16 protein-coding genes and 2 riboswitches are annotated in these 26,226 nt (G+C 60.2%); of the genes, 9 read left to right on the forward strand and 7 right to left on the reverse strand.

Annotated features, from left to right (window positions below):
• Nucleotides 1-270: 270 nt before the first annotated feature.
• From E8K79_RS08955 to E8K79_RS08980, 6 genes are all read left to right on the forward strand, one after another.
• Nucleotides 271-1,305: a glycosyltransferase family 4 protein gene (locus E8K79_RS08955; RefSeq protein WP_246043773.1), complete on the forward strand. Its 1,035-nt coding sequence runs from the start codon at nt 271-273 to the stop codon at nt 1,303-1,305.
• Between the two features lie 13 nt (nt 1,306-1,318).
• Nucleotides 1,319-2,449: a glycosyltransferase family 2 protein gene (locus E8K79_RS08960; RefSeq protein WP_136514445.1), complete on the forward strand. Its 1,131-nt coding sequence runs from the start codon at nt 1,319-1,321 to the stop codon at nt 2,447-2,449.
• A complete protein-coding gene (locus E8K79_RS08965; RefSeq protein WP_136514446.1) occupies nt 2,446-3,066 on the forward strand; it encodes a YdcF family protein in 621 nt (206 codons plus the stop codon). Before E8K79_RS08960 ends, E8K79_RS08965 begins: the two co-directional genes overlap by 4 nt.
• 84 nt (nt 3,067-3,150) lie before the next feature.
• Nucleotides 3,151-3,227: riboswitch (cyclic di-GMP riboswitch) on the forward strand.
• Nucleotides 3,228-3,298: 71 nt separating this feature from the next.
• Complete coding sequence (locus E8K79_RS08970; RefSeq protein ID WP_246043774.1) at nt 3,299-4,438, forward strand: Ig-like domain-containing protein; 1,140 nt, start codon at nt 3,299-3,301, stop codon at nt 4,436-4,438.
• Nucleotides 4,439-4,573: 135 nt separating this feature from the next.
• A riboswitch (cyclic di-GMP riboswitch) is annotated at nt 4,574-4,650 on the forward strand.
• Nucleotides 4,651-4,746: 96 nt separating this feature from the next.
• On the forward strand, nt 4,747-5,880 hold the full coding sequence (locus tag E8K79_RS08975) for an Ig-like domain-containing protein (RefSeq protein ID WP_162604634.1): 1,134 nt from the start codon (nt 4,747-4,749) through the stop codon (nt 5,878-5,880).
• A 30-nt stretch (nt 5,881-5,910) separates the two neighbouring features.
• Entirely contained in the window at nt 5,911-6,633 is a 723-nt protein-coding gene (locus E8K79_RS08980) for an Ig-like domain-containing protein (protein ID WP_136514449.1), read from the forward strand.
• A gap of 33 nt (nt 6,634-6,666) precedes the next feature.
• On the opposite strand, the gene E8K79_RS08985 is transcribed toward E8K79_RS08980, so the two are convergent.
• Nucleotides 6,667-7,392: a Crp/Fnr family transcriptional regulator gene (locus tag E8K79_RS08985; RefSeq protein ID WP_136514450.1), complete on the reverse strand. Its 726-nt coding sequence runs from the start codon at nt 7,390-7,392 to the stop codon at nt 6,667-6,669.
• A gap of 159 nt (nt 7,393-7,551) precedes the next feature.
• Between E8K79_RS08985 and E8K79_RS08990 the strand changes: the two genes are divergently transcribed.
• From E8K79_RS08990 to prsR, 3 genes are read left to right on the forward strand one after another with little or no spacing between them, the layout of a single operon-like run.
• Nucleotides 7,552-8,886, forward strand: a complete 1,335-nt coding sequence (locus E8K79_RS08990; protein WP_407925477.1) for a nucleotide sugar dehydrogenase — start codon at nt 7,552-7,554, stop codon at nt 8,884-8,886.
• 21 nt (nt 8,887-8,907) lie between these two features.
• Nucleotides 8,908-10,980 carry an XrtA/PEP-CTERM system histidine kinase PrsK gene (prsK, locus tag E8K79_RS08995; protein WP_136514452.1) on the forward strand — a complete coding sequence of 691 codons (2,073 nt, stop codon included), beginning with the start codon at nt 8,908-8,910 and terminating at the stop codon, nt 10,978-10,980.
• 9 nt (nt 10,981-10,989) lie between these two features.
• Nucleotides 10,990-12,348, forward strand: a complete 1,359-nt coding sequence (gene prsR / locus E8K79_RS09000) for a PEP-CTERM-box response regulator transcription factor (protein ID WP_136514453.1) — start codon at nt 10,990-10,992, stop codon at nt 12,346-12,348.
• 122 nt (nt 12,349-12,470) lie between these two features.
• Here the strand turns inward: prsR and E8K79_RS09005 are convergent, their stop codons facing one another.
• The 6 genes from E8K79_RS09005 to E8K79_RS09030 form a co-directional block, all read right to left on the reverse strand.
• Entirely contained in the window at nt 12,471-14,831 is a 2,361-nt protein-coding gene (locus E8K79_RS09005; protein ID WP_456237320.1) for a methyl-accepting chemotaxis protein, read from the reverse strand.
• Nucleotides 14,832-16,399: 1,568 nt separating this feature from the next.
• The gene (locus tag E8K79_RS09010; protein WP_136514455.1) at nt 16,400-18,511 is read right to left on the reverse strand and encodes an HlyD family efflux transporter periplasmic adaptor subunit; all 2,112 of its coding nucleotides are present in this window, start codon (nt 18,509-18,511) and stop codon (nt 16,400-16,402) included.
• Nucleotides 18,505-19,833: an efflux RND transporter periplasmic adaptor subunit gene (locus E8K79_RS09015; RefSeq protein WP_136514456.1), complete on the reverse strand. Its 1,329-nt coding sequence runs from the start codon at nt 19,831-19,833 to the stop codon at nt 18,505-18,507. Before E8K79_RS09015 ends, E8K79_RS09010 begins: the two co-directional genes overlap by 7 nt.
• Nucleotides 19,830-20,603 carry an efflux RND transporter periplasmic adaptor subunit gene (locus tag E8K79_RS09020; RefSeq protein WP_136514457.1) on the reverse strand — a complete coding sequence of 258 codons (774 nt, stop codon included), beginning with the start codon at nt 20,601-20,603 and terminating at the stop codon, nt 19,830-19,832. Before E8K79_RS09020 ends, E8K79_RS09015 begins: the two co-directional genes overlap by 4 nt.
• Before the next feature lie 22 nt (nt 20,604-20,625).
• Entirely contained in the window at nt 20,626-22,188 is a 1,563-nt protein-coding gene (locus E8K79_RS09025) for a TolC family protein (RefSeq protein ID WP_136514458.1), read from the reverse strand.
• Between the two features lie 38 nt (nt 22,189-22,226).
• The coding region (locus E8K79_RS09030; protein ID WP_136514459.1) for an Ig-like domain-containing protein at nt 22,227-26,226 on the reverse strand (4,000 nt) is incomplete at its 5' end.

Consider the following 26,226-nt stretch of genomic DNA (forward strand, 5'->3'; position numbering starts at 1 on the left):
GTCGGGATGACGTCGCTTCCTTCACTGGCGGCTATGTACAGTCTAGATGCTTTTCATCCAGCTGCAATGCCATTATTTTTTATATTTTCTGTCGGTTTGTCAAGCAATTAGCGAACTGATACTCTCTGTCTGATGAGGCTGTGCTTGTTTCGTCTGCACGAGTGCCATTCATTGATTCAGATTGCATAATCTTCATTGTCCCTCTATATTTCATGCATGATTAAGGTATGTCACATAATCTCTGGGGACCTTTGGGCTGGTGCTGAGGTCATGACCTCCAACCTTTTGAAAGAGCTTGCCAGGAACCCCGAACTCCGACTTGATGTCCTGCTGCTCAACGAGGGGAGGCTTGCTTCCGAACTAAGGAGCGCCGGCCTTACCGTAACGGTGCTGGACGAGAACCGTCACGGCTTTAGGTCCCTGCTGAGGCAGGTGCGCGCTCGCCTGGAGAAAGGTGCTTTTCAACTGATCCACTCGCACCGCTACAAGGAGAACCTACTCGCGTTTTTGGGTAACATAGGGGGGAAAGCGCGCTTGATCGCCACACTGCACGGCCTCCCTGAGCCGTGCGGGACGGCGCGTCCGGTGCACGCACTAAAGGCGCGTGCAAACTTCTTCTTGATGCGCCACTTCTTCGACCGCACGGTAGCCGTCTCCGAGGATATCCGGGAGCATCTGGTCGGCAGATTGGATTTCCCCGGCAGCAGGGTGGCCGTGGTGCATAACGGGATACCAGTCCTCTCGCACCGTGGTATCCACAAAAAAGATGCAGGGTTCTGCATCGGATCTTCAGGCCGGCTTGTTGACGTAAAGGATTACCCTCTTATGGTGGAGGTGGCAAGTCTCGTGTGTCATGAGCGCGACGTGGCTTTTCGGTTGGCAGGGGAGGGCCCCTGCCGCGAAGAGATACTCGCAGCCGTCATGCGCCACGGGCTGGAAGATCGCTTCATCCTAACCGGGCATCTCGACCACATGGAAGGCTTCTACCAGGCGCTCGACCTCTACCTCAACACCTCGCGGCACGAGGGGGTCCCCATGACCATCCTGGAGGCCATGGCCTGCGGTGTGCCGATTGTAGCTCCCGCGGTAGGTGGAATCGGCGAGATCGTTACAGATGGTGTCGAGGGACTGCTGGCCGAGGGAAGAGAGCCTGCCGCTTTGGCCAGACGCTGCATACAACTGCTGGACAACGCTCAGTTGCGCAAAGAAATGTCACTTTCCGCGCATCGCAGGGCTATTTCTGAATTCTCTGTGGAACGGATGGCAGAGAACTATCACAGAATCTACCGGGAACTCCTGGCCTGACACGGAGCATAGCATGCCCTTTATCCTGTATTTACTCCTCTTTCTAGTTTTCTATGCCTACTTCGGTTACCCCATTTCCCTGTTCCTGCTTTTCCTGTTTCGTCGCCGGGATGTAGCGAAGGCTCCCATCACGCCGTCGGTGACCTTCATCATTACCGCATTCAACGAGGAAAAGCGCATCAGGGAGAAGCTCGAAAACACGGTGGCGCTAGACTATCCTCCGGAGCTGTTGCAGGTGCTGGTCGCCTCCGACGGCTCTACCGACTGCACCAACGATATAGTTCTGGAATATGCAGATCGAGGCATCACCCTTTTGGAGGTGAAGGAGCGCGGCGGCAAGGAGAATGCACAGAAGGAGGCGGTGGCCATCGCCCGGGGGGACATCCTGATCTTTTCCGACACCGCGACCATTATCCAGCCTGAAAGCCTCTACCGGATTACCGCCAACTTCGCCGACCCCTCCATCGGCTGCGTGAGCAGTGTGGACCGGGTTGTCGGGCGGGATGGAAAGCCTTGCGGCGAGGGGGCCTACGTGCGCTACGAGATGTGGCTTCGCGACCTGGAGGGGAGGGTGAATTCCTTGGTCGGGCTGAGCGGCTCTTTCTTCGCAGCAAGGAAGGAGGTTTGCCGCGACTTCTCACCGAACATGCAGAGCGACTTCAGAACCCTTTTGAACAGCATGAGACTGGGGCTGCGCGGAGTGGGGGACACAGAGGTGGTTGGCCTGTATCAAGACGTGGCCGACAGCAGCCGCGAGTTCGACCGCAAGGTCAGGACTGTCCTGCGGGGAATAACCGTTTTTTTCAAAAATCTGGAATTTCTGAACCCGTTTCGCTATGGCTTCTTCGCTTACCAGTTTTGCTGCCATAAGCTGCTGCGCTGGCTGGTACCCTTTTTCCTGATGGCGGCACTGCTGATCAACGCCTTTCTTGCACCTTTCTCACCGCTGTACCTTTTCCTATTTCTGCTCCAGTGCAGCTTCTATCTTCTGGCCGTTGCCGGATGGAAAAGCCCCATCATGGCCCGCCGCCTTGCCGTAAAGCTGCCCCTTTACTTTGCCATGGTGAACCTGGCCATCGCCGTCGCCTGGGTACGCTATCTGCGTGGTAATCGCCTGGTGATGTGGACCCCCTCAGAGAGATGAAGCCGGCTTGCCTGAAACTCTTCGCCGTACTTTTAAGCGGATTTCTGATCTTTGCGGTCATCCCTTCGTTTTCGGCAGTACGGGCTCTTCTCGCCGCCCCCCTGTTCATAACCGAAACGGCAGCGTCTGGCGATGCTTGCTACGTACTGGCTGGCGGGGAGACCGTGTGGGAGCGACTGAACGCTGCCGCCGACCTGGTGCACCTGGGAAGGGTCCCGAGCATTTACCTTATGGATAACCCTGCCCGGGACCAGTACAACGTGCGGGAGGGACGCTCCTGGAGCAGGGGGCGCTGGTACGTCGATTACCTCGTCTGGCGCGGAGTGCCGGCAGAGCGGATCAGGGTCATCCCGGCTGCGGAAGGTTTCTTCGGCACGCGTACAGAGGCTGCGAACCTAGCCTCACATCTTGATGTCGGAGTCCGCCAGGTGGTGATCGTGAGCTCGGCTCCGCACATGCGACGGGCGCTTATGGCCTTCCGGGATGCCCTCCCCGCAACGGTAGCTGTTGTTCCCTACGCGGCCACCGAACTGCGTCGCAGTCAGGAACTCTGCCATCCCCTGTGGATCGAATACGTGAAGTTGGCGGTATATAGCGTGATGTCCCGGTGGAGGTAGAGCTTCAATCCTTATTTGTGAATAATGTGATCCGGATCACTGCAGCAGCCGTTAAATTTGATTAAAGAAGGAGCACAATTAGGTACACGACAATACTAAACCATCCGCGAGGGTGGGACGGAAAGCCTATTGGGTCTCTCTGAGATAGCCGGGTCGCCGAAATGCCTGCACTACAGGTCGGTGTCCGGTTTTTTTGTGTCTTGAGCACGGGCTCCGCCTCTCGTGGAGGTCCGTGTTGAAAACCAAGCGCGTTCTGCAGCTCCTACTCCCCTTGTTTTTGATTCCTGCCGCAGCTTTTCCCTCAACGGTGAGCCTCCAGTGGGACCCGTCCACCGATCCTGACCTCGCCGGTTATCGTGTTTACTACCAGGCCAACTCCTCAGCACTCCCCTTTGCTGGAAGCGGTGCAGTCGAAGGTTCGGCCCCCGTGAGCGTCTCCACCAGCACCACCGCTTCCATCAGCGGCCTCGACCCAGGCAGCTCCTACTATTTCGCCGTCACCGCCTACAACTCGAGCGGCGTAGAAAGTGCCTATTCCAACGTGGTACAGGTAAAAGAGATGGTCCCGCCGGTGGTGGATATCGCCGTCTCGTCACCAACTACCACCCTGAGCGGTGCGGTCTCCGTAGTCGTCGACGCTCAGGACAACGTGGGCGTCACGAAGGTCGAGATCTACGTGGACAACACGCTGCTCGGAGCTGGAAGCTCAGCACCTTGTACGTTCAACTGGCAGACCGCCTCTATGCCCCCGGGGCAGTACACCCTCTCGGCCAAGGCCTACGATGCCGCCGGCAACGTCGGGACCACGGAAAAGGTCGTCTACGTCGCGGGTGACACGTCAGTCCCGATGGTCACCATTTCGGCTCCCGCCAACAACAAGCAAGTCAGCGGCACCGTCACCGTGACGGCAGGCGCCACCGATAACATCGGCGTCACATCTTTTGCTCTTTACGACAACTCAAGCCTCATATACGCGGCGAACCAGGGCGCTATCAGCTATAACTGGAACACGGTAGCCGCCGGCAACGGGAGTCACACCTTGGTTGCAATTGCCTCCGATGCCGCCGGAAATGCGGGTTCCGCCAGCGTGACCCTAAACGTCGCCAACGATGTTGTTGCTCCGACCGTTAACCTGATGCTGCCTTCCTCGCCGTATCTCAAAAACGCCAATCTGAAGGTGGCAGCGTCGGCCCAGGACAACGTGGCTGTAGTCCGGATGGAGGTCTATCTGGACGGCGTTTTGCTGTTGGGGACCAACTCTGGTTCCATTAGCGCGGCGACCAAGCTCGGCTCCGGATCACATACCGTCACGGTCGCTGCCTATGATGCCGCCGGAAACAAGGGGACAAAGACGATGAGTGTGTCGCGGTAGTGCCAGCGCGGCTGCGCGGCTAAAGGTTCGGTTTTTAGTCGCTTTCTTCAAAAAAACTGTTGCTTTTCTCTTATGAATCAAATACTATCCGCACCCGATGGAGGGGTTTCCCATCCAGCTAAAATGAATATAGGTACACGATAATACTAAACCATCCGCGAGGATGGGACGGAAAGCCTACAGGGTCTCTCTGAGACAGCCGGGTCGCCGAAATGCCAAGTACTGGTGTCGCGGTCCCGGCTTTTTTCATTTCCTTATCACTCCTTCCGAAAAAGGCGTACGGCCGAGGCCTGTCATTGGGAGTGATTATGCTATTGAATGGAAAAGCCAACACCTTTTCCGCCCTTTCCGCCTTGTTGTCAGTTGCAATTCTACTCATCGTTGCCCCTGCCACCGCTCTTGCCACTGATGTCTCGCTAGCCTGGGACCCAAGCCCCGACCCCGATCTCGCAGGGTATCGCATCTATTACCAGGCGAACTCGGGCGCCCTTCCTTTCCAGGGGACCGGCGCCATCGAGGGGAACGCCCCTGTAGACGGCAGGAATAGCACCACCGCGAAGATAAGTGGGCTAGACCCGGCCAACTCTTATTATTTCGCGGTGACCGCCTACAACTCCTCTGGTGCCGAGAGCGTCTACTCCAACATCGTCTCCGTGCCGGAGACGCTCCCCCCGACGGTCAGCATAACGTCCCCTGTCAATAACGACGCAGTCTCCGGGACGGTGACGGTGACCGCTTCGGCCACCGACAACGCCGGCATCGCAAGGGTGCAGTTCCTGGTGAACGGGGTACCGGTCTTCGAGACGGCCAAGGCCCCCTACAGCTTCGCCTGGAACGTCGCCTCCCTGGCCAAGGGAAGCTACGACCTCGCAGCCAGGGCCGTCGATGTCTCTGGCAACGAGGCGGTATCTAAAGCAGTCACCGTTTCGGTGCCGGGGGACGTGATCTCCCCCACTGTGTCTCTTGTCACCCCGTCACCGGCCAATGCCGTTTGCGGTACTGTCTCCGTCTCCGCCAGCGCAAAGGACGATGTCGGGGTCGCAAGGCTGGAGCTGTACCTCGACGGAACGTCCGTTTACAGCGGAGCCCAAAGCTCGGTGAGCTTCGACTTCAACAGCACACTGGCTGCCAACGGAAGCCATATCGTGAGCGCCCGGGCCTACGATGCGGCCGGCAACATCGGCTCAGCGTCGGCCACCTTCTCGGTCTACAACGCCGTCAAGCTCACCGACCCGACCCCGCCTGCAACGGTCTCAGCACCCCTCACCATAGCGGACGCTCAGCTCGCGCTGCAGATCGCCTCGAACCAGGTTACCCCAGGGAGCGAGGAGCTTTTGCGCCTGGACCTCGCCCCCTACGTGAACGGCGTGTCGCAGCCCAACGGCAGGATCGATACCGGCGATATCGTGGTGATTCTCTCGCTGCTTACGGGGAGGATCTAGATGGTGAGCACTGGATTGTGGAGGGAAGCGATGCGCTTAGTTAAGCGGGCTCTGGTGGCCCTTATGGTGATGGCTCTGGCTGCCTGCGGCGGCGGGGGAGGAGGAGGGAGTGCGGTAGGGGGAGCCGATTCCGGCGTTCCGGACCGCACCGCTCCCAGCGTGGCGCTCACCGCCCCGGCGGAGGGGACCGTGGTGCACGGGGTCACCCTCATCAAGGCCGTGGCCTTCGATGACGTGGGGGTTGCGCGGGTGGAGTTCTACCTGAACGGGGTGCTGCAGGGAAGTGCCACCAGTGCCCCATACTCCTTTTCCTGGGATCCGTCGGGAGTCGCTAAGGATAGCTACAACTGGACCGCAAAGGCCTATGACGCCGCCGGCAACGTGCAGACCTCCACCGAGGTCGCGGTAACCGTGCCGATCTACGCGGCGATGAGCACCTCGCTAAGCGGCAGTACGGCGGTAGGGACGGTGTTTCTTGCCGGGCTCCCGGCGGCGGCTCCTTACGGGGTGAACTTAGTGGTGACCATGCCGACGGGTGCGACTCTTGCCGGCGCAGCCGCTTCCGGACCCTATGCGGCGAGCGGTATGGTCGGCACCTCCGGTAGCAATGCCGTCATACTCGCAAGCAGCAACCTTGCCTCGGGAGAGATCCTGAAGCTTTCCTTCACCAATGTTCCCCCCGGAGCGGTGGCGGGGGATTTCGCTGTCGCCGTGTCGGCGGTGTTTGACGGTGGGGGCACCCAGATCCAGTAAGGTTCGGGGCGGTATAAGTGGGGCAGGGGGGGGCTAGTGCCTCTTGTGGTTCTGTCTCGCGTCGAAGAACCCCTTGTTCAAGAGGATCGCCTTGCCGTCCAGGATGCTGATCGCCTGAGACTTCTCAAGGCTGCGCAAGACCCGGCTCATGGTCTCGCGGGTCACCGAGGCGTAGCTCGCCATCTGCTGGTGCGTCATCTTCACGTCGATGATCACGCCCCGGTCGTCGCGTACGCCGTAAAGCTCACCCAGCCGGTCCAAGAGGGATAGCACTCGGTCCTGGGCGTTCTCTGCGTTGAAGCTTAGGATCTTGATCATCTCCCACGACTCGCGCAGCCGGCTGCACAGAAGCTCGATGATCTTTTTACGGATCACCTCGTTGTGCAAAAGATACTCTTCGAAATCCGTCTTGTGCAGCAGCCCTATGACGGAGTCTTCGTGGGCTATAATGGTTGCCGGAGAGGTTTTGTTGTCCAGAAGCGACATCTCTCCGAAGAAGTCGTTCTTCTTGTGGATGGTGATGATCTGCTCTTTTCCCTCGTCGTTCATCTTTACTACCCGCACCTTACCCGAATAAATCAGGTACATGTAGTTCGAGGTGTCCTCCTCGTAAAGGACTATCTGTTCCTTCTCGTAGTTCTTTTTCCTGAACAGTTTCTCGACCTGTTCCACCTGTTCCGGGGAAAGGGAGGAGAAGAAGGGGATGCTGCTGATAACGCAGGATTCCTGTTTCTGTCTTTGTGACGCTGGTCCTGTCATCATACCCCCTTCGTTTAGCTATTTACTCTAGCCAATCGCTGATTTACCATAAACAATTAGCACTTGTCAATTTATGCCTTAGGCTGTATAGGTATAGCAGTGTTTAACCCTGAATTTAAGTGCGCTTCTTCCCTTGCGCCTGAGCACAGACTGGCCTTTATGACTTGTGACCTCACGCACGACACTCACCTTCACCAGGAGGACCTCTTGCCTTCGGATCGCGTTATTTCGGTCGTTGGTCTTGGCTACGTTGGGCTGCCGGTTGCGGTTGCCTTCGGCAAGGTGCGGCGCACTATCGGTTTCGACATAAACCGCGCAAGGATTGACGAATTGCGCGAGGGGCGCGACCACACCGGTGAGGTTGACGCCGCCGATCTCACCGAAGCGGACATCCTCTTCACCAACCGGATCGAAGACCTGAAGCTTGCCGACTTCCATATCGTCGCTGTTCCTACCCCCATAGACCGGGCGAACCAGCCCGACCTGAGTCTCATGCACCGCGCGAGCGAAACGGTCGGCAAGGCGCTGAAACCGGGTGACGTCGTGGTTTACGAGTCTACAGTCTATCCAGGTGTAACCGAGGAGGAGTGCCTCCCCATTCTGGAGCGGGTTTCGGGCCTGAAGGGAGGGGTGGATTTCAAAGTAGGCTATAGCCCGGAGCGGATCAACCCAGGGGACCGGGAGCACACCTTCACCAGGATTAAGAAGGTGGTCTCCGGGCAGGATGCCGAGACCCTGGAGGTCGTGGCGCAGGTGTACGGCTCCGTGGTGACCGCCGGCGTTTATCGTGCCTCCTCAATTAAGGTGGCTGAGGCGGCGAAGGTGATCGAGAACACGCAGCGTGACCTGAACATCGCCCTTATGAACGAGCTCGCCCTCATTTTCGACCGTATGGGGATCGATACGGGCGAGGTCCTTGCCGCGGCAGGTAGCAAGTGGAACTTCTTGAACTTCAAGCCCGGGCTCGTGGGCGGGCACTGCATCGGGGTCGACCCCTACTACCTGACCCACAAGGCTGAAAAGATAGGCTACATCCCGCAGGTGATCTTAGCCGGGCGGCGCATCAACGACGGCATGGGAAAGTTCGTGGCGCAGCGCGCGGTGAAGGAGATCATTAAGGCGGGGCACCACGTGCTTGGCTCCTACGTCACCGTGCTCGGGCTTACCTTCAAAGAGAATTGCCCCGACCTTAGGAACTCCAAGGTCATCGATATCGTGAAGGAGCTAAAGGACTATGGGGTCGAGGTACAGGTATGCGACCCGGCGGCTGACCCAGAAGAAGCGCGTCGCGAATACGGCATCGAGATCCTACAGATCTCGCAGCTAAAGCCTGCGGTCGCTGTGGTAGTGGCGGTGGCGCACCGCGAGTACCAGAAGCTCACTGCCGCCGATCTCGCAAGCCTCATGGGGATGAACCCGGTACTCATCGATGTTAAAGGGCTCTTCGACAGGGAACAGATGAGCGGTGCCGGGATACGGGTCTGGAAGTTGTAAGGAGCCGGTTGAGGGGATGCCATGGCGCTTTCGCTGATCGCGGTTTTATTGCTGCTCACTACCGTGCTGCGCATCTTGCAGTTGGAGAAGCGAAGCGCCCTGCGCAGTTTTCTTGCCATTCCCGTTTTTGTCCTGGCAGTCCTGGAACTTACCGACTTTTTCGCCATAAACTCCCTGTGGCCCGCCATCGACTGGAAACGGACCGGGCTTTTCGTGGAGGCGCTCCTGCCTCCCCTGTGGCTCCTCGTGAGCCTGACCTATGCGCGTGAGCTGCCGGCGCGCGGACTCACCATCAAGGCGCGGGTCCTGCTCGGTTTTGCCTGCCTGCTCCTGGCTGTGCCGGCGCTTCTCCCGATCTCATCCTTTTACTACGCGCCCGACTTCCCGGTCGAGCCGCTGCTGTTTCTGGCTGACGCCGGTTTCTACTTCTACATCGCCATCCTCGCCTTGCTTGTCATGTCGCTCATCAACTTCGAGTCCACCCTGGTGCACGCCTCGACTGAGGCTCTTTGGCGCGTGAAGCTTGATATAGTTGCCCTGGGCGCCATGCTCGCGGTGCTCGTGTTCTACTATTCAAATGCGCTTTTGTACCGCTCCATCAACATGGATCTCGTCCCACTGCGCTCGTTTCTTTTCATTGTCGCCGCGCTCATGATGCTCTACGCTCGCACCCACTGGCGCGGCAGCGCCCGGGTGAAGGTTTCCCAAGCGGTTCTTTTTAAATCAGTGGTGATCGGTGTCATCTCCGCCTACCTTATCCTGCTGGGGGTTCTGGGGGAAGGGATGAGGTACTTTGGGCCTCAGTTCCCACGGGTGCTCATACTGGCCCTTTGCTTCACAGGCGGCATCCTTTTGCTTCTGCTCCTTCTCTCGGAGCGCGTTAACCGGGAACTCAAAGTCTTCCTGCACAAACATTTCTATCAGAGCAAGTACGACTACCGCTTACAGTGGCTGGGGCTCACCCAGAGGCTCGCCACCTTTGACAGCGCCGACGAACTGGTGCATCGGGTGCTTCAGGCCTATTGCGATATCTTCGGGGTGCGCGGCGCTGCCCTGTACCAGCACCAGAAAGGGGTCGGCTGGTATTGCGTTGGTGGTCTCCTAGAGTTGGAGCCGATGGCCGAGACCATAGAGGACGACTGCCCCATCCTCACCTCGCTGCGCGAAAAGCAGTGGGTCTTCAGCTCCTCCGATCCCAACCCGGAACTGGGGGAGGCGGACCGCGCCCTGCTTGACCGCTACGGCATCTCCTTCGTGATCCCACTCGTCGAGGGGGAGGTTCTTTCTGGCTTCATCGTGCTCGGTGCGCAGATCGTCCCGGACGAGCAGTATCGCTACGAGGACTTCGACCTGATGAAGACCATCGCGCGTCAGGTTTCGGTTGCGATGCAACACCAGCGCCTCTCCGAGCAGCTCACCCAGGCGAAGGCGATGGAGGCGGTCGGAAGCCTCGCCACCTTCGTGGCGCACGACCTGAAAAACCTCGCGGCCACAATTTCGCTCGTTCTGCAGAACGCGGGTGATCACATCGACAACCCCGAATTCCAGAAGGACATGCTGAACAGCCTCGGCAACACCACAAAGAAAATGCAGGGCCTCATTGGGCGTCTGCGTAACCTCGGGGAAAGCGAGCTTTTGCAGAGGCGTCCCGTCGAGATGCTATCTCTCGCCCGGCGCTGCGCAGAGATGGTGCAGGGACGGACGATAGATGTGACCGGAAGCTGCCAGATGGTCCTTGGCGACGCGGAGGAGTTGCAGAAGGTGCTTTTGAACCTCTTTTTGAACGCGGTGGAGGCCTCCGCGCCGGAGACCTCCATAACCGCCGAGGTGGGATGCAACGCATCCCCCTTCATCAGGGTGACCGACCGCGGCTGCGGCATGTCGCCACGCTTCATCAGGAACGATTTGTTCGTCCCATTCCGTACCTCCAAACGGACCGGTTTGGGGATCGGGCTTTACCAGTCGCGGCAGATCGTCGCGGCGCACGGCGGCAGGATCGAGGTGGCAAGCGTCGAAGGGGAAGGGACGGTGTTCACCGTCCACCTCCCGGTCGCGCAGGCCGAACCGGCAAGAGGGTGCAGCGCCGCCGCATAAGGAGGAGTAGTGAAAAAGCTTCTTATTGTCGATGACAACGAGGATATCAGGCAGCAGCTCAAGTGGGGGCTGACCCAGGAGTACCAGGTGCTGCTCGCCGGAGATGCGCGCGAGGCGCTCTCCCTTTTTCGGAGCGAACACCCGTCTGTTGTGATCCTCGACCTCGGGCTGCCGCCGTACCCGGACAGCTCCGTAGAGGGGTTTCGCTGCCTGGACGAGATGCTGGGGGTGAACCCGGTGACCAAGGTGATCATGCTCACGGGAAACAACGAGCGTGAGAACGCGCTGAAGGCGATGCGCATGGGGGCCTTCGATTTCTACGCAAAGCCCCCTGTGCTCACCGAACTCAAGGTGATGATCGGGCGCGCCTTTCACATCGCCACGCTGGAGGAACAAAACAGCTCCCTCTCTTCTGGCGCAGAGCCGGAGGAGCAATGGGGGATGGTGGGGCGATGCGCCGAGATGCAGGCGGTCTACACCACCATCAGGAAGGTTGCCCCCTCAAATGCACCGATCCTCATCACCGGTGAGAGCGGCACCGGCAAGGAACTGGTCGCTGCGGCCATCCACGAGGCGAGCCAGCGCCGCAAGGGTCCGCTCGTGGCGATCAACTGCGGCGCCATTCCCGAAAACCTGCTCGAGAGCGAACTCTTCGGGCATGAGAAAGGGGCCTTCACCGGCGCCCACACCGCGGTGCGCGGGAAGCTGCAGTACGCGCACAAGGGGACCCTGTTCCTCGACGAAATCGGGGAGTTGCCGGTGAACCTGCAGGTGAAGCTTCTGCGCTTTCTCCAGGAGGGACTCATCCAGCGTGTCGGGGGGAGGGAGGAGATTCCGGTCGACGCCCGCACCACCTGTGCGACCAACATCGACATCCAGAAGGCGATTGAGGAGGGGCGTTTCCGCGAGGACCTCTACTACCGGATCGGGGTGGTGACCATCAAGCTTCCACCCTTGAGGGAGCGCGGTGACGACGTGTTGCTGCTTGCTGACAACTTCCTGCGTTTTTACTGCAAGGAGAACAAGAAGAAGGTGCGCCTCTCCCCGGCCGCGATAGCCTTTTTGAAGCGGCACGAATGGCCGGGCAATGTGCGCGAGCTGAAGAATCGGATCCAGCGTGCCGTCATCATGTGCGACGGCTCCAGCATCGGCCCTCTCGATCTCGGCTGCGATTTCGAGCCTCCCCCTATGCCGGTTCCTGCGAACGACGGGCTTTCGCTTCGCGAGGCGCGCGAGCGGATGGAGCGCGAGATGATCCTGAACGCCATCGAACGCCAGTCTGGGAACATCCTGAAGGCCGCGGAAGAACTCGGCGTCAGCCGCCCTACGCTCTACGACCTGATGAAGAAACTCTCCATCCATCAATGAAAATTTAAGCGTTCTACGTGAGGAGACGCATGAGGTAGGGTGGCAGGCGGTAAAGGGTGCGTGAGCAAGAGAAAAGGCCGCCTCTCCTTTGATAGGGGAGGCGGCCTTCCTTTTTCTGCGTCTTAGAAACGCTCGAAGTCGCCGTGGTCGAGGTTGATGGCTACCCCTTTGTCGACCGCGGCCTGTCTGGCGCGCGCCCTGGTGTCTTTCTTGGCGCTCGTCCCGGAGTAGGTGAGGGAGGCGGTCTCGCGCGCCCTTATCCCCATCTCCCTCCGCCCGGCAGGGGCCTCGGTGCTATTCACGTGGAAGAAGGAGATGGTTTCCTGCAGTTGGGCCGCCTGCGAGGAAAGCTCTTCGGCGGTGGATGACATCTCTTCCGCCACAGTGGCGTTCTTCTGGATCACCTGGTCCAGCACCTGAATCGCCTGGTTGATCTGCTGCGCACCGCCGTCTTGCTCCTTACTTGCCGCGCTGATCTCCTGGACCAACTCCGCGGTTCTCTGGATGTTGGGCAGGATCTCCCCCAGAAGGGCCTCCGCCTTCTCCGCGATCTCCACGCTCGAGGTGGAGAGTGTCGATATCTCGCCGGCAGCCTTCTGGCTGCGCTCGGCGAGCTTTCTCACCTCGGCCGCCACCACCGCGAACCCCTTGCCGTGCTCACCTGCGCGCGCCGCCTCGATGGCCGCGTTCAGCGCGAGCATGTTGGTCTGGCGTGCGATCTCCTCGACGATGGAGATTTTCCCGGCGATCTCCTTCATGGCGGCTAAGGTCTCTGCGACGGCCTTCCCTCCCTCCTGCGCGTCAGCGGCCGATTTCACCGCGATTCTTTCGGTTTGCATCGCGTTGTCGGCGGTCTGCCTGATGTTGGCGCTCATCTCTTCCATGGAGCTCGATGCCTGCTCGGCGGAGGCCGCCTGCTCCGTTGCCCCCTGCGAGGTGTTCTCCGCGTTTTCTGCGAGTTCCTTGCTCCCTATGCTCACGTTGTCCGCCGCCTGTTTCACGTCCAGTACCACGTCGGAGAGCTTGCGCACCATAGCCGCGAGGTCCTTTAGCAACTCATCCTTCTCCGAGCGCGGCGTCACTTCGACGGTCAGGTTTCCGTCGGCGATCTCCTTGGTGATACCGATCACGCCGTCCATGGCCTGTTTCACGCTTTTCAGGCTGTCGTTGATCCTGGAGAAGTCGGCATGCGTCTCCTTCGTGTGCTGGTCCGGCTGCACGATGGCGAAATCGAGGTCGAGGTCCCCCTCCGAGAGGAGCCTGAGGTTCGCGGCCATCCGTTCGATCTCCACCTTGGTGTAGTCGCGGTTCCTTATGATCGCCGTCAGGTCCTGGACCACCTCGACGTAACCGATCTTCTCCCCCTTGCGGTTCAGCAGGTACGAGGTGTCCTGTTTGCAACCCGAGCCGCACCAGTCGAAGTAGCTCTCGCCCACTCCCCTTTGCAGCTGTTTGATGCCGCACCCCTCTGTGCTGCAGATGTTGGCCGCGGCGTTGCTGCAGGCAAGCCCGAGCGCGGTGACCCGGTCTCTGATGCGCCCCTCCTTGACCAGGAGCGCCTCGAAGGGTTTGTTCAGGAAGGTCCAGTTCATGTCGTTGTCGGTTACGTGAACGGGGAAGGGTACCGCGTCGATGATCGCCTCGTACCAGTCGTTCTTATCGACCACCACGTCGAGCGTCCGGTTCACGCCGTCCACGATGGCGCGAAACTCGCCCTGGTGCCTGGAAGCGTCGGAACGGGTCTGGAACTTACCGGCCAGCGCCGCGTTGACCAGCTTTTCCGTGTCCTCGATCATGGCGCCTACGGCGTCCTTTACCCTGGAGAGGCTCGCGTTGATCTTCACGAAGTTCTCACGGGTTACGCCGGTATGCTGGTCCGCATCCGCCACCTGCAGGTCGAGGTCGAGGTTCCCCAGCGCCAGCCTGGTCAGGTTCTCAGCCATGCGCTCCACCTCGGCATGGGTGTAGTCGCGATTTCTGATCATGGCGGTGAGGTCGGTCACCGTCTCTACGTAGCCGATTCGCTCCCCCTTGCTGTTTATCAGGTAGGCCGTGTCCTGCTTGCATTCCGACCCGCACCAGTCGAAGAAGCTCTCGTTCACCCCTTTATGCAGCTGCTTTATGCCGCATCCCTCGTTGTTGCAGATGTTGGCCGCGGCGTTGCTGCAGGCAAGCCCCACGGCTGTCTCGCGGTCCTTGATGCGCCCCTCGCGGACCAGGAGCGTCTCGAACGGCTTGTTCATGAAGGTCCATTTCATGTCGTTATCGGTTACGTGCACCGGAAACGGCACCGCGTCGATGATGGCGCGGAACCAGTCGTTCTTTTCTACGAGCCGTTCGTGTTCCTCTTCCAACGCCTGCGTCCTCGCACCGACGGCGCGGGAGAGCCAGAACCCTAGCGCGAGGGTGGCTATAAAGGCCGCCACTGAGACACCCACTCCGATCCCCGTCGAGCCCCGCATCGCGACGAGACAACCAGCCATGCCGAGCAAAGCTGCGACGGCGAATCCGACAAATACCTTTGCCTTCAGTTTCAGTTCACCCATTTTTCTTCCTGTCCTCTCTTCGGGTTGTAGTGACGGCGCCAGAACCGGCGCTGGATAATTCAGCAGTCAGGCACGACAGGCATGCGGCATCTCGGGAGCAGAAAAGATAATTTCTGTGCTTTCACCGGACGTGATTCTTTACAGAATTGGTTGTTTCTTCGGAGGGGAGCGAATTTAATGTAGGAGAAAATGGTTGGCCATATCTAACGTTTGGAAGGGGTGTTGCCGGGATAGCTTACGATTTCCGCATAACAGGCTGATAGTGCGAATGAAAAAAGTATACAGAACGGTAAATGTATTGCATTTTTTTTGGCTAATCCTGTGCCAACTGCATTCATCATCTCACCCAAATGGGGCCGCCCCAGTTTTCCGTGTGTCTTTTGGGGGCGGTTACGCTGCCTGTGGCGAGGCGGGGGGGGGGCGGGTTTTTCAGCGTGGCATCGAAGAGAATGAAAAAAAGGGCCGGCATCTTCTGCCGGCCCTTTTCACGTTCAAATGTCTTTCACAGTCCCGGTGGGGCAGGGGGCGGGGGCCAGGCTGCTGGCGGTCTCGGTACTCCGGAGCCGAGCGGCCTGCTTTCACAAGCCGGACAGCTGACGGTACCGCTTCCGAAACAGACGCTGCAATCGGACTCCCAGATATCGAGCACCGCAACATAATACCTGTTACCGGTGCCACCGCACTCGGGGCAGGTGACGGTCCTTTTGCCTTTGCAGTCAATGCAGATTCCCATTATCTAACTCCTTCCGTGCCGTGGCACGTGTGACTCGTTGCGCAGGAGTAGTGCAGTATAAAGTATGGATGGGAGCTGTCAATTAAAATTAACAAATTTTTAATTTCATGCGAGTCGCCGCTCCAGCACCTACATTAAGGCGATAAGCCATGCCACATAGTGCGATAGGTAGCTCCGTTAAAACCAGAGGGCATGACACATCGTACGATAGGTAGTTCCATTAAGGGCAAAGGTCATGGCACATCGTACGATAGGTGGCTCCGTTAAGGGCAAAGGTCATGGCACATCATGCGATAGGTAGCTCCGTTAAGGGCAAAGGTCATGGCACATCGTGCGATAGGCAGCTCCGTTAAGGGCAAAGGTTATGGCACATTGCGCGATAGGCAGCTCCGTTTAGGGCAAAGGTCATGGCACATCGTGCGGTGCGTAGCTCCGTTAAGGGCAAAGGTCGTGGCTTATCGCGCGATGCATAGCTCTGTTAAAGGTAAAGGTCATGGCACATCGCGCAATGCATAGCTCTGTTAAGGCTAAAGGTCATGGCACATCGCGCAATGCATAGCTCTGTTAAGGCTAAAGGTCATGGCACATCACGCGACGCATAGCTCCGTTAAGGCTAAAGGTCATGGCACATACGCTGCGCATAGCTCTATTAAGACTAAATGGCATAACATGTAGCGGATGAGGAGGTTCGTTCAAGCTAATCGGCATGTCGCATCGCCCAAAAGGGACCTTGGCTCAGGGCAGCGGTGATCTGCGTTGGGGAGTGTGGAGGTTACAGATTGCTTTCCCGGACCAGCAGCGCCGCGGCGTTGCGTGTGATCTCACCGAGGAGGCTCTGCTTCTGCGCCTCGATGTGCACCACACCGCGCAGGGGAACCAAGGGAACCGTGTGAGGAGCGCAATTGTCCAGGCGTACCCTGAACACCGGGGTCTGCGGGATCTGTGCACCGCGCGCGTCGGGGCGGGTCGGGAGCGGCCCCCCGGACGACGAGGCGAGCATGGGATCGTCTATCTCCGGCACGTTCACCCGGTCGATGTCGGCTACCGTGCAGCTCACCGGGCCGAATTCGCTTGCGTCCGGCAGGAACCGTGCGCGGGCCCCCGGCTGCAGCCGCTTAAGATCACGTTCGCCGACGTAGCTGTCGATCCGGTTAGCGGCGGTATCGGCCAGTAAGTAGAGTGGTTCTTTCGCCGACACCCAGACTCCCGGTCCGATCTCGTCATTTCTGGCCACGATGGTCCCGTCGAACGGGGCCCGCAGCGTGAGCCGGTTCCGCTCTCCCTCGAGCCCGGCCTGTTCGCTTCGGTCCACTTCGTAGCGGCGTTGAGGTACCATTCCTTGGCTTAACAGCTGCGGATCGAAGCTCTGCCGGTTTGCCTGCCACGCCGATATCGCTGCCGAGGTGCCGGCCTTCTTGATCTGAGCCTCGAGCTCAGGGACCTGCAGCTTGGCGAGGAGCTCCCCGCGACGAACCTTGGCGGTGCCGTCGTCGGCGGTCTGAAGCAGCATACCGCCGCGCGGCGCCGAGACCTGCTGCTCGCGCGCAGGCAGAAGCACCCCCGGTGCGGCGACGTCCCCCTGCCAGGGAACCACGAGAAAGGCGATGAACCCTGCCACGAGCAGCAGGGTGGTGAACAGGGCGAAGTTTAAGGTGATGCGGTCTCTCATTTTCCACCAGTCGGCCCCCTCGCGGTAGAAGGGGAGCAGTACGAACCAGCCGATCTCGATCCCGAAGAGGAAGATCCCCAGGGCCTTAAAGAAGTAGTGGTAAACCAAAAGCGCGATGCCGATGAAGACGGAAAAACGGTAGGCCCAGACGGCGTAGGCGAAACCTATCAGAAAACGCCTCCTCCCTCGCGAGGCCGGTTCAGGAGGAGGGGCTTTGAGACCGAAGAGCCTCTCGCGCAGCCACCAGCGTCCGAAGGCGAAAGAGCGCGCATGTAGGTTCGGGATCCCGAGGAGGTCGGAAAGGAAGAAGTAGCCGTCAAAACGCATGAAGGGGCTCGCGTTCAGGGCGATGGTCATCAAAAGTGTCGTTGTCGCCAGCATAAGCGCGGCTCCCCGCCACGGCCCGTCGGGAAGGAGTAGCCATGCCCAGAGGGCGGCCAGGGCCAGGATGAGCTCGGCCAGTACCCCCGCCGCTCCAACCGCTAGCCTTTGCCTACGCGAGGTTAGCTTCCACACCTCGTTTGTGTCGGTGAAGAGCATAGGTGTCATTACCACGAAGGCGACTCCCATAGCGGGGATGCGGCACCCGTAGCGGTGCGCGGTGAAGGCGTGCCCGAACTCGTGGATGACCTTGGCAAGCGGGATGATGCACCAGAGGGCGAAGATCGCCTCGCCGCCCCGGTAGGCGGTGAAGGCGTGGGCGAAGAGGTCCCACTGCCGCGAGGCGAGGTAGAGGCCGAGGGCCGCAGCCACGAGCGCGACCAGGAGGAAGACCTTTGTGTAGATCCACCCGACGAGCGGCGCGGTGGCGTCGAGAAAGCGCTGCGGCCTGAAAAGGGGGACCCGGAAGAAGAGGTAGTTGTGCAAAAGCCAGGTGGCGCCGCCGAGCTTGCGGGCCCGTGCCGCCGCGACGAGGTAATCGGTTCCGGCTGCGGAGGGGAGATCGAGCAGGAAGTTGCGCTGCAAGAAGGTGGTCACCTCGGCGAGGTCGGTCTCGGTAGCGTCGAGGGTGGTCTCCCGGCGGACCGCCTCGAGCACCGCCGCGACGGACCCCAGGTGCCAGCGCGAGAGGATCTCGAAGGCGGGCCAGGCGAGCAGGTAGTAGCGGTTGTTCGCCGGATCGTGCAGGGTCCAACCGGGTGAGCCGTCCGGGGCAGTGGGGGCCGGGAGGAGGTCGAGCTCCTCCCGTAGCGGTGGGAGCGCCAGGTTCACCATCCCAGCCTCTGGCGCAGCGCCGTTATGGGGCGCCGGAAAATGAGGCGCCCGAGGGTGACCTCTTCCCCGTAGATGCGCACCGTCCCGGTGAGTCCCAGCCGCGGTGGCGTCGCCCCCTGGGCGAAGTCGGCCTTAAGGCGGTACGCCGCGTATCCGGCCGGGTTCAGCTCCGGCTTGAATGATGCGTAGCTCAAGGTCCCTTCCACGGGATGCTGCGGGTCCGTCCCGAGATATAGCTTCACCCGCGAGCCGAGTTTCAGGTCCATCGCGTCCGCGACCGGTAAGTGGATGAGCATCTCGGCCCGGGCGGGATCGGCGATCACCAGCACCCGTTCACCGACCGAAACGTTCTTCCCTACCCAGTCGCTCTGGTCTGCGAAGACCGCGACGCCGGATCTCGGGGCACGCACCTGGAGGCGGTGGAACATCTGCCGCGAGTAGGAAAGCTCGGCCTCCTTTTCCTGCATTTTCCCGCGCCTAGGTTCCATCTCGCCGCGGGTCTTGTCGTCGGAAAGCGCCATCTGCACCGACTGGCGGTATTCCTCGCTCGCCACCTCGTAGGCCTTGGTCGCCACCCCCATCTTGGCGCGCAGCGCAGAGCTGTCGTATTCGAAGAGAAGATCCCCCTGGTGCACCGGCTGGTTCGGATGGAGGAAGAAACGGTCGATGACGCCGTCCAGAGGAGAGCGGACCACGAAGGGGTCTTTGGGGGTCACCTCGGCCGGTGCGAGCACCGAGAGGCGGACCGGGTAGAAGAGGGCGGCGACGGCGAGGGCCACCGGGATCAGTTTGAATGCCCCGCGGAAGACGCCGCTGCTCAGTGCTCCGCGCCTTTTTCCACCCGCAAGAGCCCACAGGGCGTGTGCGTATATCGAGGCGAGTTCGTCAAGGAGGGTGAGCTCCCCCTCGAGCCACTCCTCGTCGCGGGCAAAGAGCAGAAGTCCGAGGAGGGAGCCGTCCTTGCCGCGCAGCGGGGCGACCGCCGCGTGCGCCGGAAGCCAATCCCCCCAGCGCTCTCCAAGGGCAGCCGGAAGCTCCGAGGGGCCGGTCGCGCGGCTTTTCTGTTCCTTGCGCCAGTTCGGAAAGACGCGGGCTAGCCACTGCACGTAAGGTGCGCTCGGGTCGCTCTCCGGGAGCCCCGACACCGCGTAGACCCCCTTTCCCTGGAGCCACAACGCCCCCTGCCGGTAACTGAGAACCTGCTTGGTCTCATTGACTGCGATGAAACCTACTTCACGGGGATCGGCGGCCTGACGTGCCCGCCGCCCGATCTGCAGGAGCAGCCCCATCCCGAGCAGACGTTCATCCTGGATCTCGGTCATCTCTGCCCCTTGGCGAAGCTCGCCGTTCCGCTCATCCCCGTCACGAGCTCATCGTGGCGCCCCACGATCTCGCCCATGACCGGAACCGTCTGGCTTAAGGGGTCGATGCGGGCACCTATCCTAACCACTCGCGCCTCGTAACTTTTCCCCAGCTCCTCGATATGCACCGTGAAGCGCCCCTTGGTGCGCAGCCAGGAGAGCCAGCGGGAGGGGACGATCATCCTCACCTCGAGCCGGCTCGTGTCGAGGAGGTCCATGAGCGGCTTGCCGGGCGAGACGTACTGGAAGCGGTCCACCTGGAGTTTCGCGACCCTTCCTGAGAACGGCGCCTTCATGGTGCATTTCGAGACGGTCACCTGCATGGCGGACACCTCGGCGTCGGTTTCCTTCACCTTGGCGCGGGCCTGATCGACCTCGAGGCTGCTGATCGAGTTCAATTCCGCGAGGCGCTCGCTCACCTTCAGGGTCTCGCGAGCCGCCTCGGCCGTCGCCTGCGCCTTTTGCAACTGCGCCTGGAGCAGCGAGCAGTCGAACTCGACCAGGAGTTCTCCCTGTCGGAAGGAGTCCCCCTCTTTGAAGGGGAGCTTTAGTACGTTTGCCGCGATCTCCGACGAGAGCGTGGTCTGCTGTGCCGGTGCGAGTTGGATGCGGACCATTCCCTCACCGGCGGAGACCCCGGGAAGGGAGACGATACCTGCCAGTGTGCAGGCAAGAAATGAAACCAGGCGGTTGGCCCGGCGAAACGAAAGCAGGAGGTGAGGAATCTTCATATCGGTTCCTTCTGTGAGCAGATTAGCGCAGCCCCGCCGGAAGGGGGGGCACCGCCGGTGTGGCCGGCGCGGAAGACCGGCAAACGGCACGTTGATAAAACTTCTCCGGAGCCGGGCACTTGGTATCCAACTGGTTCCTGATCGCCAGGGACAGCTGCGAAAGCTCGTGGGACCCTACCGTTTCCGGCAGCGGGTCCTGCCCGAGGCTTGCGTTCACCTGTCCGTAAGCGTTCTGCACCGCGGCGTAGTTCTGGTAGTTGCGGTATTCCGCCATGAGCGTGGAGGTTGCCGAACGGATCTCGTTGATCCTGCTCTGCGAACCGCTTGCCGCAGCGTTCCTGGTCTGCTCGTAGATCTTCTTCTCCACGTCCCTCAACTCGCCGGCCAGTTCGTACTGGCGTACCTGGGTCTGGTAGTTCTGGTACGCGATGTGGACCTGGGTGAGGATCGCCATGCTGAGCGCCATCCGTTGCGCCTTCACGAGCTCAGCCTGTCCCTTGGCCAGCTTGTACTGGCTCGGGCCGCTTAGCAGGCTTAAAAGGTTCCATGTCATCCGCGCGCCCCCCTCGACCCAGCTGTTGTTCACGAGGAGGCTGTTGGAGTCGTAATTCCCACCGAAGTTCACCTCGATACCGGGGAGCATTCTGAGGATGGATTTGCGCACGTCGGTCGCGCTGATCCGTTCGTTGTAATCGGCCTCGACCAGTTCCGGGCGCTGCAGCAGTGCCTTTTCCTCCATGGCGCTAAGGTTGTCGCACAGCCCCGGTACATCCATCCCTGGCGGGACGACGAGGTTGAAAGGTTGTCCCGGGGGGAGGTTCATCAGTGCAGCCAGGCGCGGCTTGGCCTGTTGCAGTTCATCCCGGAAGGTCTCAAGCTGCTTCAGTATCTCAAGCAACGTCTTACGGTAATTGAGCGTTTCCAGCGGCGGGCGCAGCTTCTCCCCCTCGACGCATTCGATGTCGTTCAACGTTTTGCGCACCTCGGCCAGCAGCGGCTCGAAGCGTCCTTCCATCTGCTGCGCCCCCAGCGCCTGCCAGTAAGCCTGGCGCACCTGCTGGATGATGGTGTGCACCACCTTGCGGCGACGCTCGTTCATGATGTGGGCCCGGTCGGCCTGCTGCTTGGCCTGAAGGTAGCTCACTCCGAAGTCGAGGATGTTCCAGCTAAGGGTGAGATCGGTGGTGAAATGGTCCCGGTCGGAGGAGTAGGAGGGGACCAGCGACTGCTCGTGAGTCTTGTAGTTAATGCTGGAAGAGGCGTTGTAGCTGTCACGCTGCGAGTAGCCGGCCGAGGCGACGAGATGTGGCAGCATGTCGTAGGACATCGCGTCACCCTGCCGCAGAGCTAAGGCATCTTCCATTATCTTTATGCGATGGTCGAGGTTGTATTTTAGCGCCCGCGCCATCGCCTCTTCGAGCGTGACCGGGGCCTGTACCGCTTCCTGCCCATCGTACATGGCCAAGCGGTCCGCGGCGACCCGGGACATGAGCTCGCTTGTCGACAAAGGTTTTGTATGTACGGCGCAACCCGTACTGAAAAGGAATAATGACGCGATCACTGCGTACGACGTTGTTTTCCTCATGCTGGCTCCTGAATTCTTGCGACTCGTTTGATCGAGAATCATACGGCGTGCCCCTTCTTGGCGGGAGTTTTATCGAACATCTTCACCAGTTCCATGCTGCGTTGCCTGTTGTTCTCCCCAGCAATTTTATCGGCTAAAGAAGCACGACCTTTAAGGGCGCGATGTGGCGACAGTTCGGTGCCGCGATCATTTTTCGCATGCGGCGCTTCCGGTTTTTCCTGGGCAGGTTTTTCAGCCGGTTCCGCACCGTCGGCGGCGGGTTTCTGGGGTACTGCGTTCGGGCGGGCCGGGGCGATGGTCAGCTTGAACACCGTCGATGCCGCGTTTCCCTTGGCGTCGCTCGCCATGACCTTCACCTCGAAGGTTCCTGTCGCATTCGCCGGCGGACGGTTGACGATGAAACGGCCGGTAGTTGCGTCGAAGCTCAGCCACTCGGGAAGCGGCTGGCCGTTGGAGAGTGTCGCGTCCACTTTCACCTCTGCGCCGGGCTCGGAATGCCTGAAGACACCGGAGGGGAGGGCGAAGGTGGAAACGTCGTTGATCTGGACCTCCTGGGGCGCCGGTGGATTAACTACGTAGAGTGCCAGGTCGCTCACCGCAGCGTGGCCCGCATCGGTCCCGAAGACGACCACTCCGTTGGAGATGGCGGCAGTTGCAGAGCCCGTTCCTACACTTTGGGATGTCGAGGTCCTGTCAGAAATCTCAGATGATGAAGACTGTGCCGGAACGGTCGGCTGGGCTGCTGCTCCCCCGGAAGTGGAAGCGTCCGATTGGCCGGAACGGGCATCGGTTGAGGAAGTAGCACCCTGGGTATTCGCCGTCGTCACTGTGAGCTGGAACTGGACCGCTGCCGTGTTGCCGTTCGTGTCGTGAGCGGTGACCTTGATGTCTACTGCGCCGGAGGTCCCTTCCGGCGGAACGGCGGTAAAGCGACCGGTGCTCGAGTCGAACTTGATCCAGTCGGGGAGCGGCCTGCCATCGGTGAGTGTTGCCTCGAGGGTCACCTTGTCGCTCGTGCCGTTCTGGACGAAGACTCCATTGGGAAGGTTGAATGCGGTTGCCTGTTGGGCGTTGGCCTCCTGGGAGGACGGCGTCTGTGCCGCGAACAGCCCTTCCTGCCCGGCGGTTGTGTCCGAGCGGGTGTAGTTGACGACGCCGCTTTGCTCGGTTTCCGCCGGAGTGCCTTCGAAGGCTGTGGGTGTTGTGTCGGCACCGGTTTGGTTGGAAGAAGTGTGAGAGTCCGTCCCGGTGATCAGATCTGTAGTCGTGGAGGGGGACGTTGCGGTCGGCGTGGTCGGCGCAGGCGTCGACGGAGCGGCAGTTGTGTCCGTCCCGGTGGTTGTGTGCGGCGTCGAAGTGTCAATTTTCAAGGTGAAAGCGCTGGCGCCGGTATTGCTATTTCCTGCCGCATCGGCGGCAATTGCGGTAAAGGTGTGCGTCCCGTCGGAAAGGGTGGCCGTGGGGGTTACGGTCCAATTGCCGTTGCTGTCCGCTGTGGCCGTTCCGATGATGGTGGTCCCTTCGTAGATGGTGACGGTGCTCCCCGGTTCGGAAGTGCCGACGAGGGTAGGAGTTGCGTCTTTTATCGTGCCGTTGTCGGTGACGCGAGTGCCGGTGGAGTCGGCGTCATTGACGGCAGCCTGTATAGCGGGCGCAGGCGCTATTGTATCGATATGGACCGTGTAGCCGTCGGCATTCGAGGTGGTGTTGCCTGCCGCATCGGTGCTGGACGCAGTGAAGGTATGCGTGCCGTTGCCGAGTGTGGACGTGGTAAAGGTCCAATGACCGGAATTGTCGGCTACCACGGTCCCCACAAGTTCGCCTCCGTCGAATACCTTCACGGTACTACCGGCCTCGGCGGTACCGGCTACGGTCGGAGAGGAGTCATTGGTGTAGCCGTTGTTGGTTACGTTACCGGTCTCCGGCGCAAAATCGTCCGTTACCGTGTTGATGGTGGGGGCGCTGGGAGGGACAACGTCTACGTTGTACCCCTTGGTAGTCGTGGCCGTAGTTGAGCTGCCGCCTGCGCTGGTGGTCGTCACGCTGGCGTTGATGGTCATGTCCGCGGCGGCGGCGAGCTTGCTGCCCGGGACGTTGATGCTGAAGGTCCTGGATGCGTCGACGGTGCCGGTGTAGTTGGTCCCGTCAACGGTAATGGTTACGGTGTCGCCGGTCTGCACATCACCGCCTACGGTGCCGGTGATGGCGACGGTACCGGCTGCTTCGGAGATATTGAGGATGTTATCCGAGGTAATGCCATTTACAGTTACCGATGCAGTCGGTGCAGTGACGTCTTTGGTGTATGCCTTAGTCGTCGTGGCAGTCGTAGCGTTACCGGCGGCATCGGTAGTGGTCACGCTGGCATCGATGGTGAGATCCGCATCTGCAGCAAGCTTGCTGCCGGGGACGTTGATGCTGAAGGTTCTGGAGGCATCCACGGTGCCGGTGTAGTTCGTCCCGTCGACGGTGATCGTCACGGTGTCGCCGGTCTGTACGTCACCGCCCACGGTGCCGGTAATGGCGACGGTCCCGGCTGCTTCCGAGATGTTCAGCACGTTGTCTGAAGTGATGCCATTGACCGTTACCGATGCAGTCGGTGCAGTGACATCTTTGGTGTATGCCTTAGTTGTCGTGGCAGTCGTAGCGTTACCGGCGGCATCGGTAGTGGTCACGCTGGCGCCTACAGTGAGATCTGCATCGGCAGCCAGTTTGCTGCCCGGGACGTTGATGCTGAAGGTTCTGGAGGCGTCGACGGTGCCGGTGTAGTTAGTCCCATCGACGGTGATCGTCACGGTGTCGCCGGTCTGTACGTCACCGCCCACGGTGCCGGTAACGGCGACGGTCCCGGCTGCTTCCGAGATGTTGAGGACGTTGTCGGAGGTGATGCCGTTCACCGTTACGGATGCTGCGGGGGCATTGAGGTCTTTGGAGTACGCCTTGTTGGTTGTTGCAGTTGCAGAGATACCTTCAGCGCTTGTGGTGGTAACGCTTGCGTCAATGGTCGAATCCGCATCGGCGGCAAGTTTGCTGCCAGAGACGTTGATGCTGAAAGTCCCTGAGGCGTCGACGGCGCCGGTGTAGTCCGTACCGTCGACGGTGATGGTTACGGTATCGCCAGTCTTTACATCACCACCTACGGTGCCGGTGATGGCGACGCTACCTGCAGCTTCGGAGATGTTGAGGACGTTATCTGAAGTGATGGTGTTCAATGTCACAGATGCGTTGGGTGGCGTGAAGTTAAGGGTGTATGACTTCGTGCCGCTTGTGGTTGTGGAGTTCCCGGCGGCATCCGTAGTAGTCACGCTCGCGTCGATGGTGAGATCTGCATCGGCGGCCAGTTTGGCACCGGGGACGTTGATGCTGAAGGTCCTGGATGCGTCCACGGTGCCGGTGTAGTTCGTCCCGTCGACGGTAATGGTTACGGTGTCACCAGTCTGCACGTCACCGCCTACCGAACCGGTGATAGCGACGGTTCCGGCCGCTTCGGAGATGTTGAGGACATTGTCGGAGGTGACTGAATTGACCGTCACGGATGCGGTCGGTGCGGTGACGTCCTTGGTGTAGGCCTTGGTGCTGGTTGCAGTGGTGGAGTTCCCGGCTGCGTCGGTGGTGGTTACGCTTGCATCAATAGTGAGGTCCGTATCGGCGGCAAGTTTGCTGCCAGGGACGTTGATGCTGAAGGTCCTGGATGCGTCCACGGTGCCGGTGTAGTTCGTTCCATCGACTGTGATTGTCACGGTGTCGCCGGCCTGTACGTCACCGCCCACGGTGCCGGTAATGGCGACAGTCCCGGCCGCCTCAGAGATATTGAGGACGTTATCCGAGGTGATGCCATTGACCGTTACAGATGCAGTCGGTGCAGTGACATCTTTGGTGTATGCCTGAGTCGTCGTGGCAGTCGTAGCATTACCTGCTGCATCAGTGGTGGTCACACTTGCATCAACGGTGAGATCCGCATCGGCGGCCAGTTTGCTGCCCGGGACGTTGATGCTGAAAGTCCTGGAGGCGTCCACGGTGCCGGTGTAGTTCGTCCCGTCG

The organism is Geomonas edaphica (assembly GCF_004917075.1).
GTDB classification, from domain to species: Bacteria; Desulfobacterota; Desulfuromonadia; order Geobacterales; family Geobacteraceae; genus Geomonas; species Geomonas edaphica.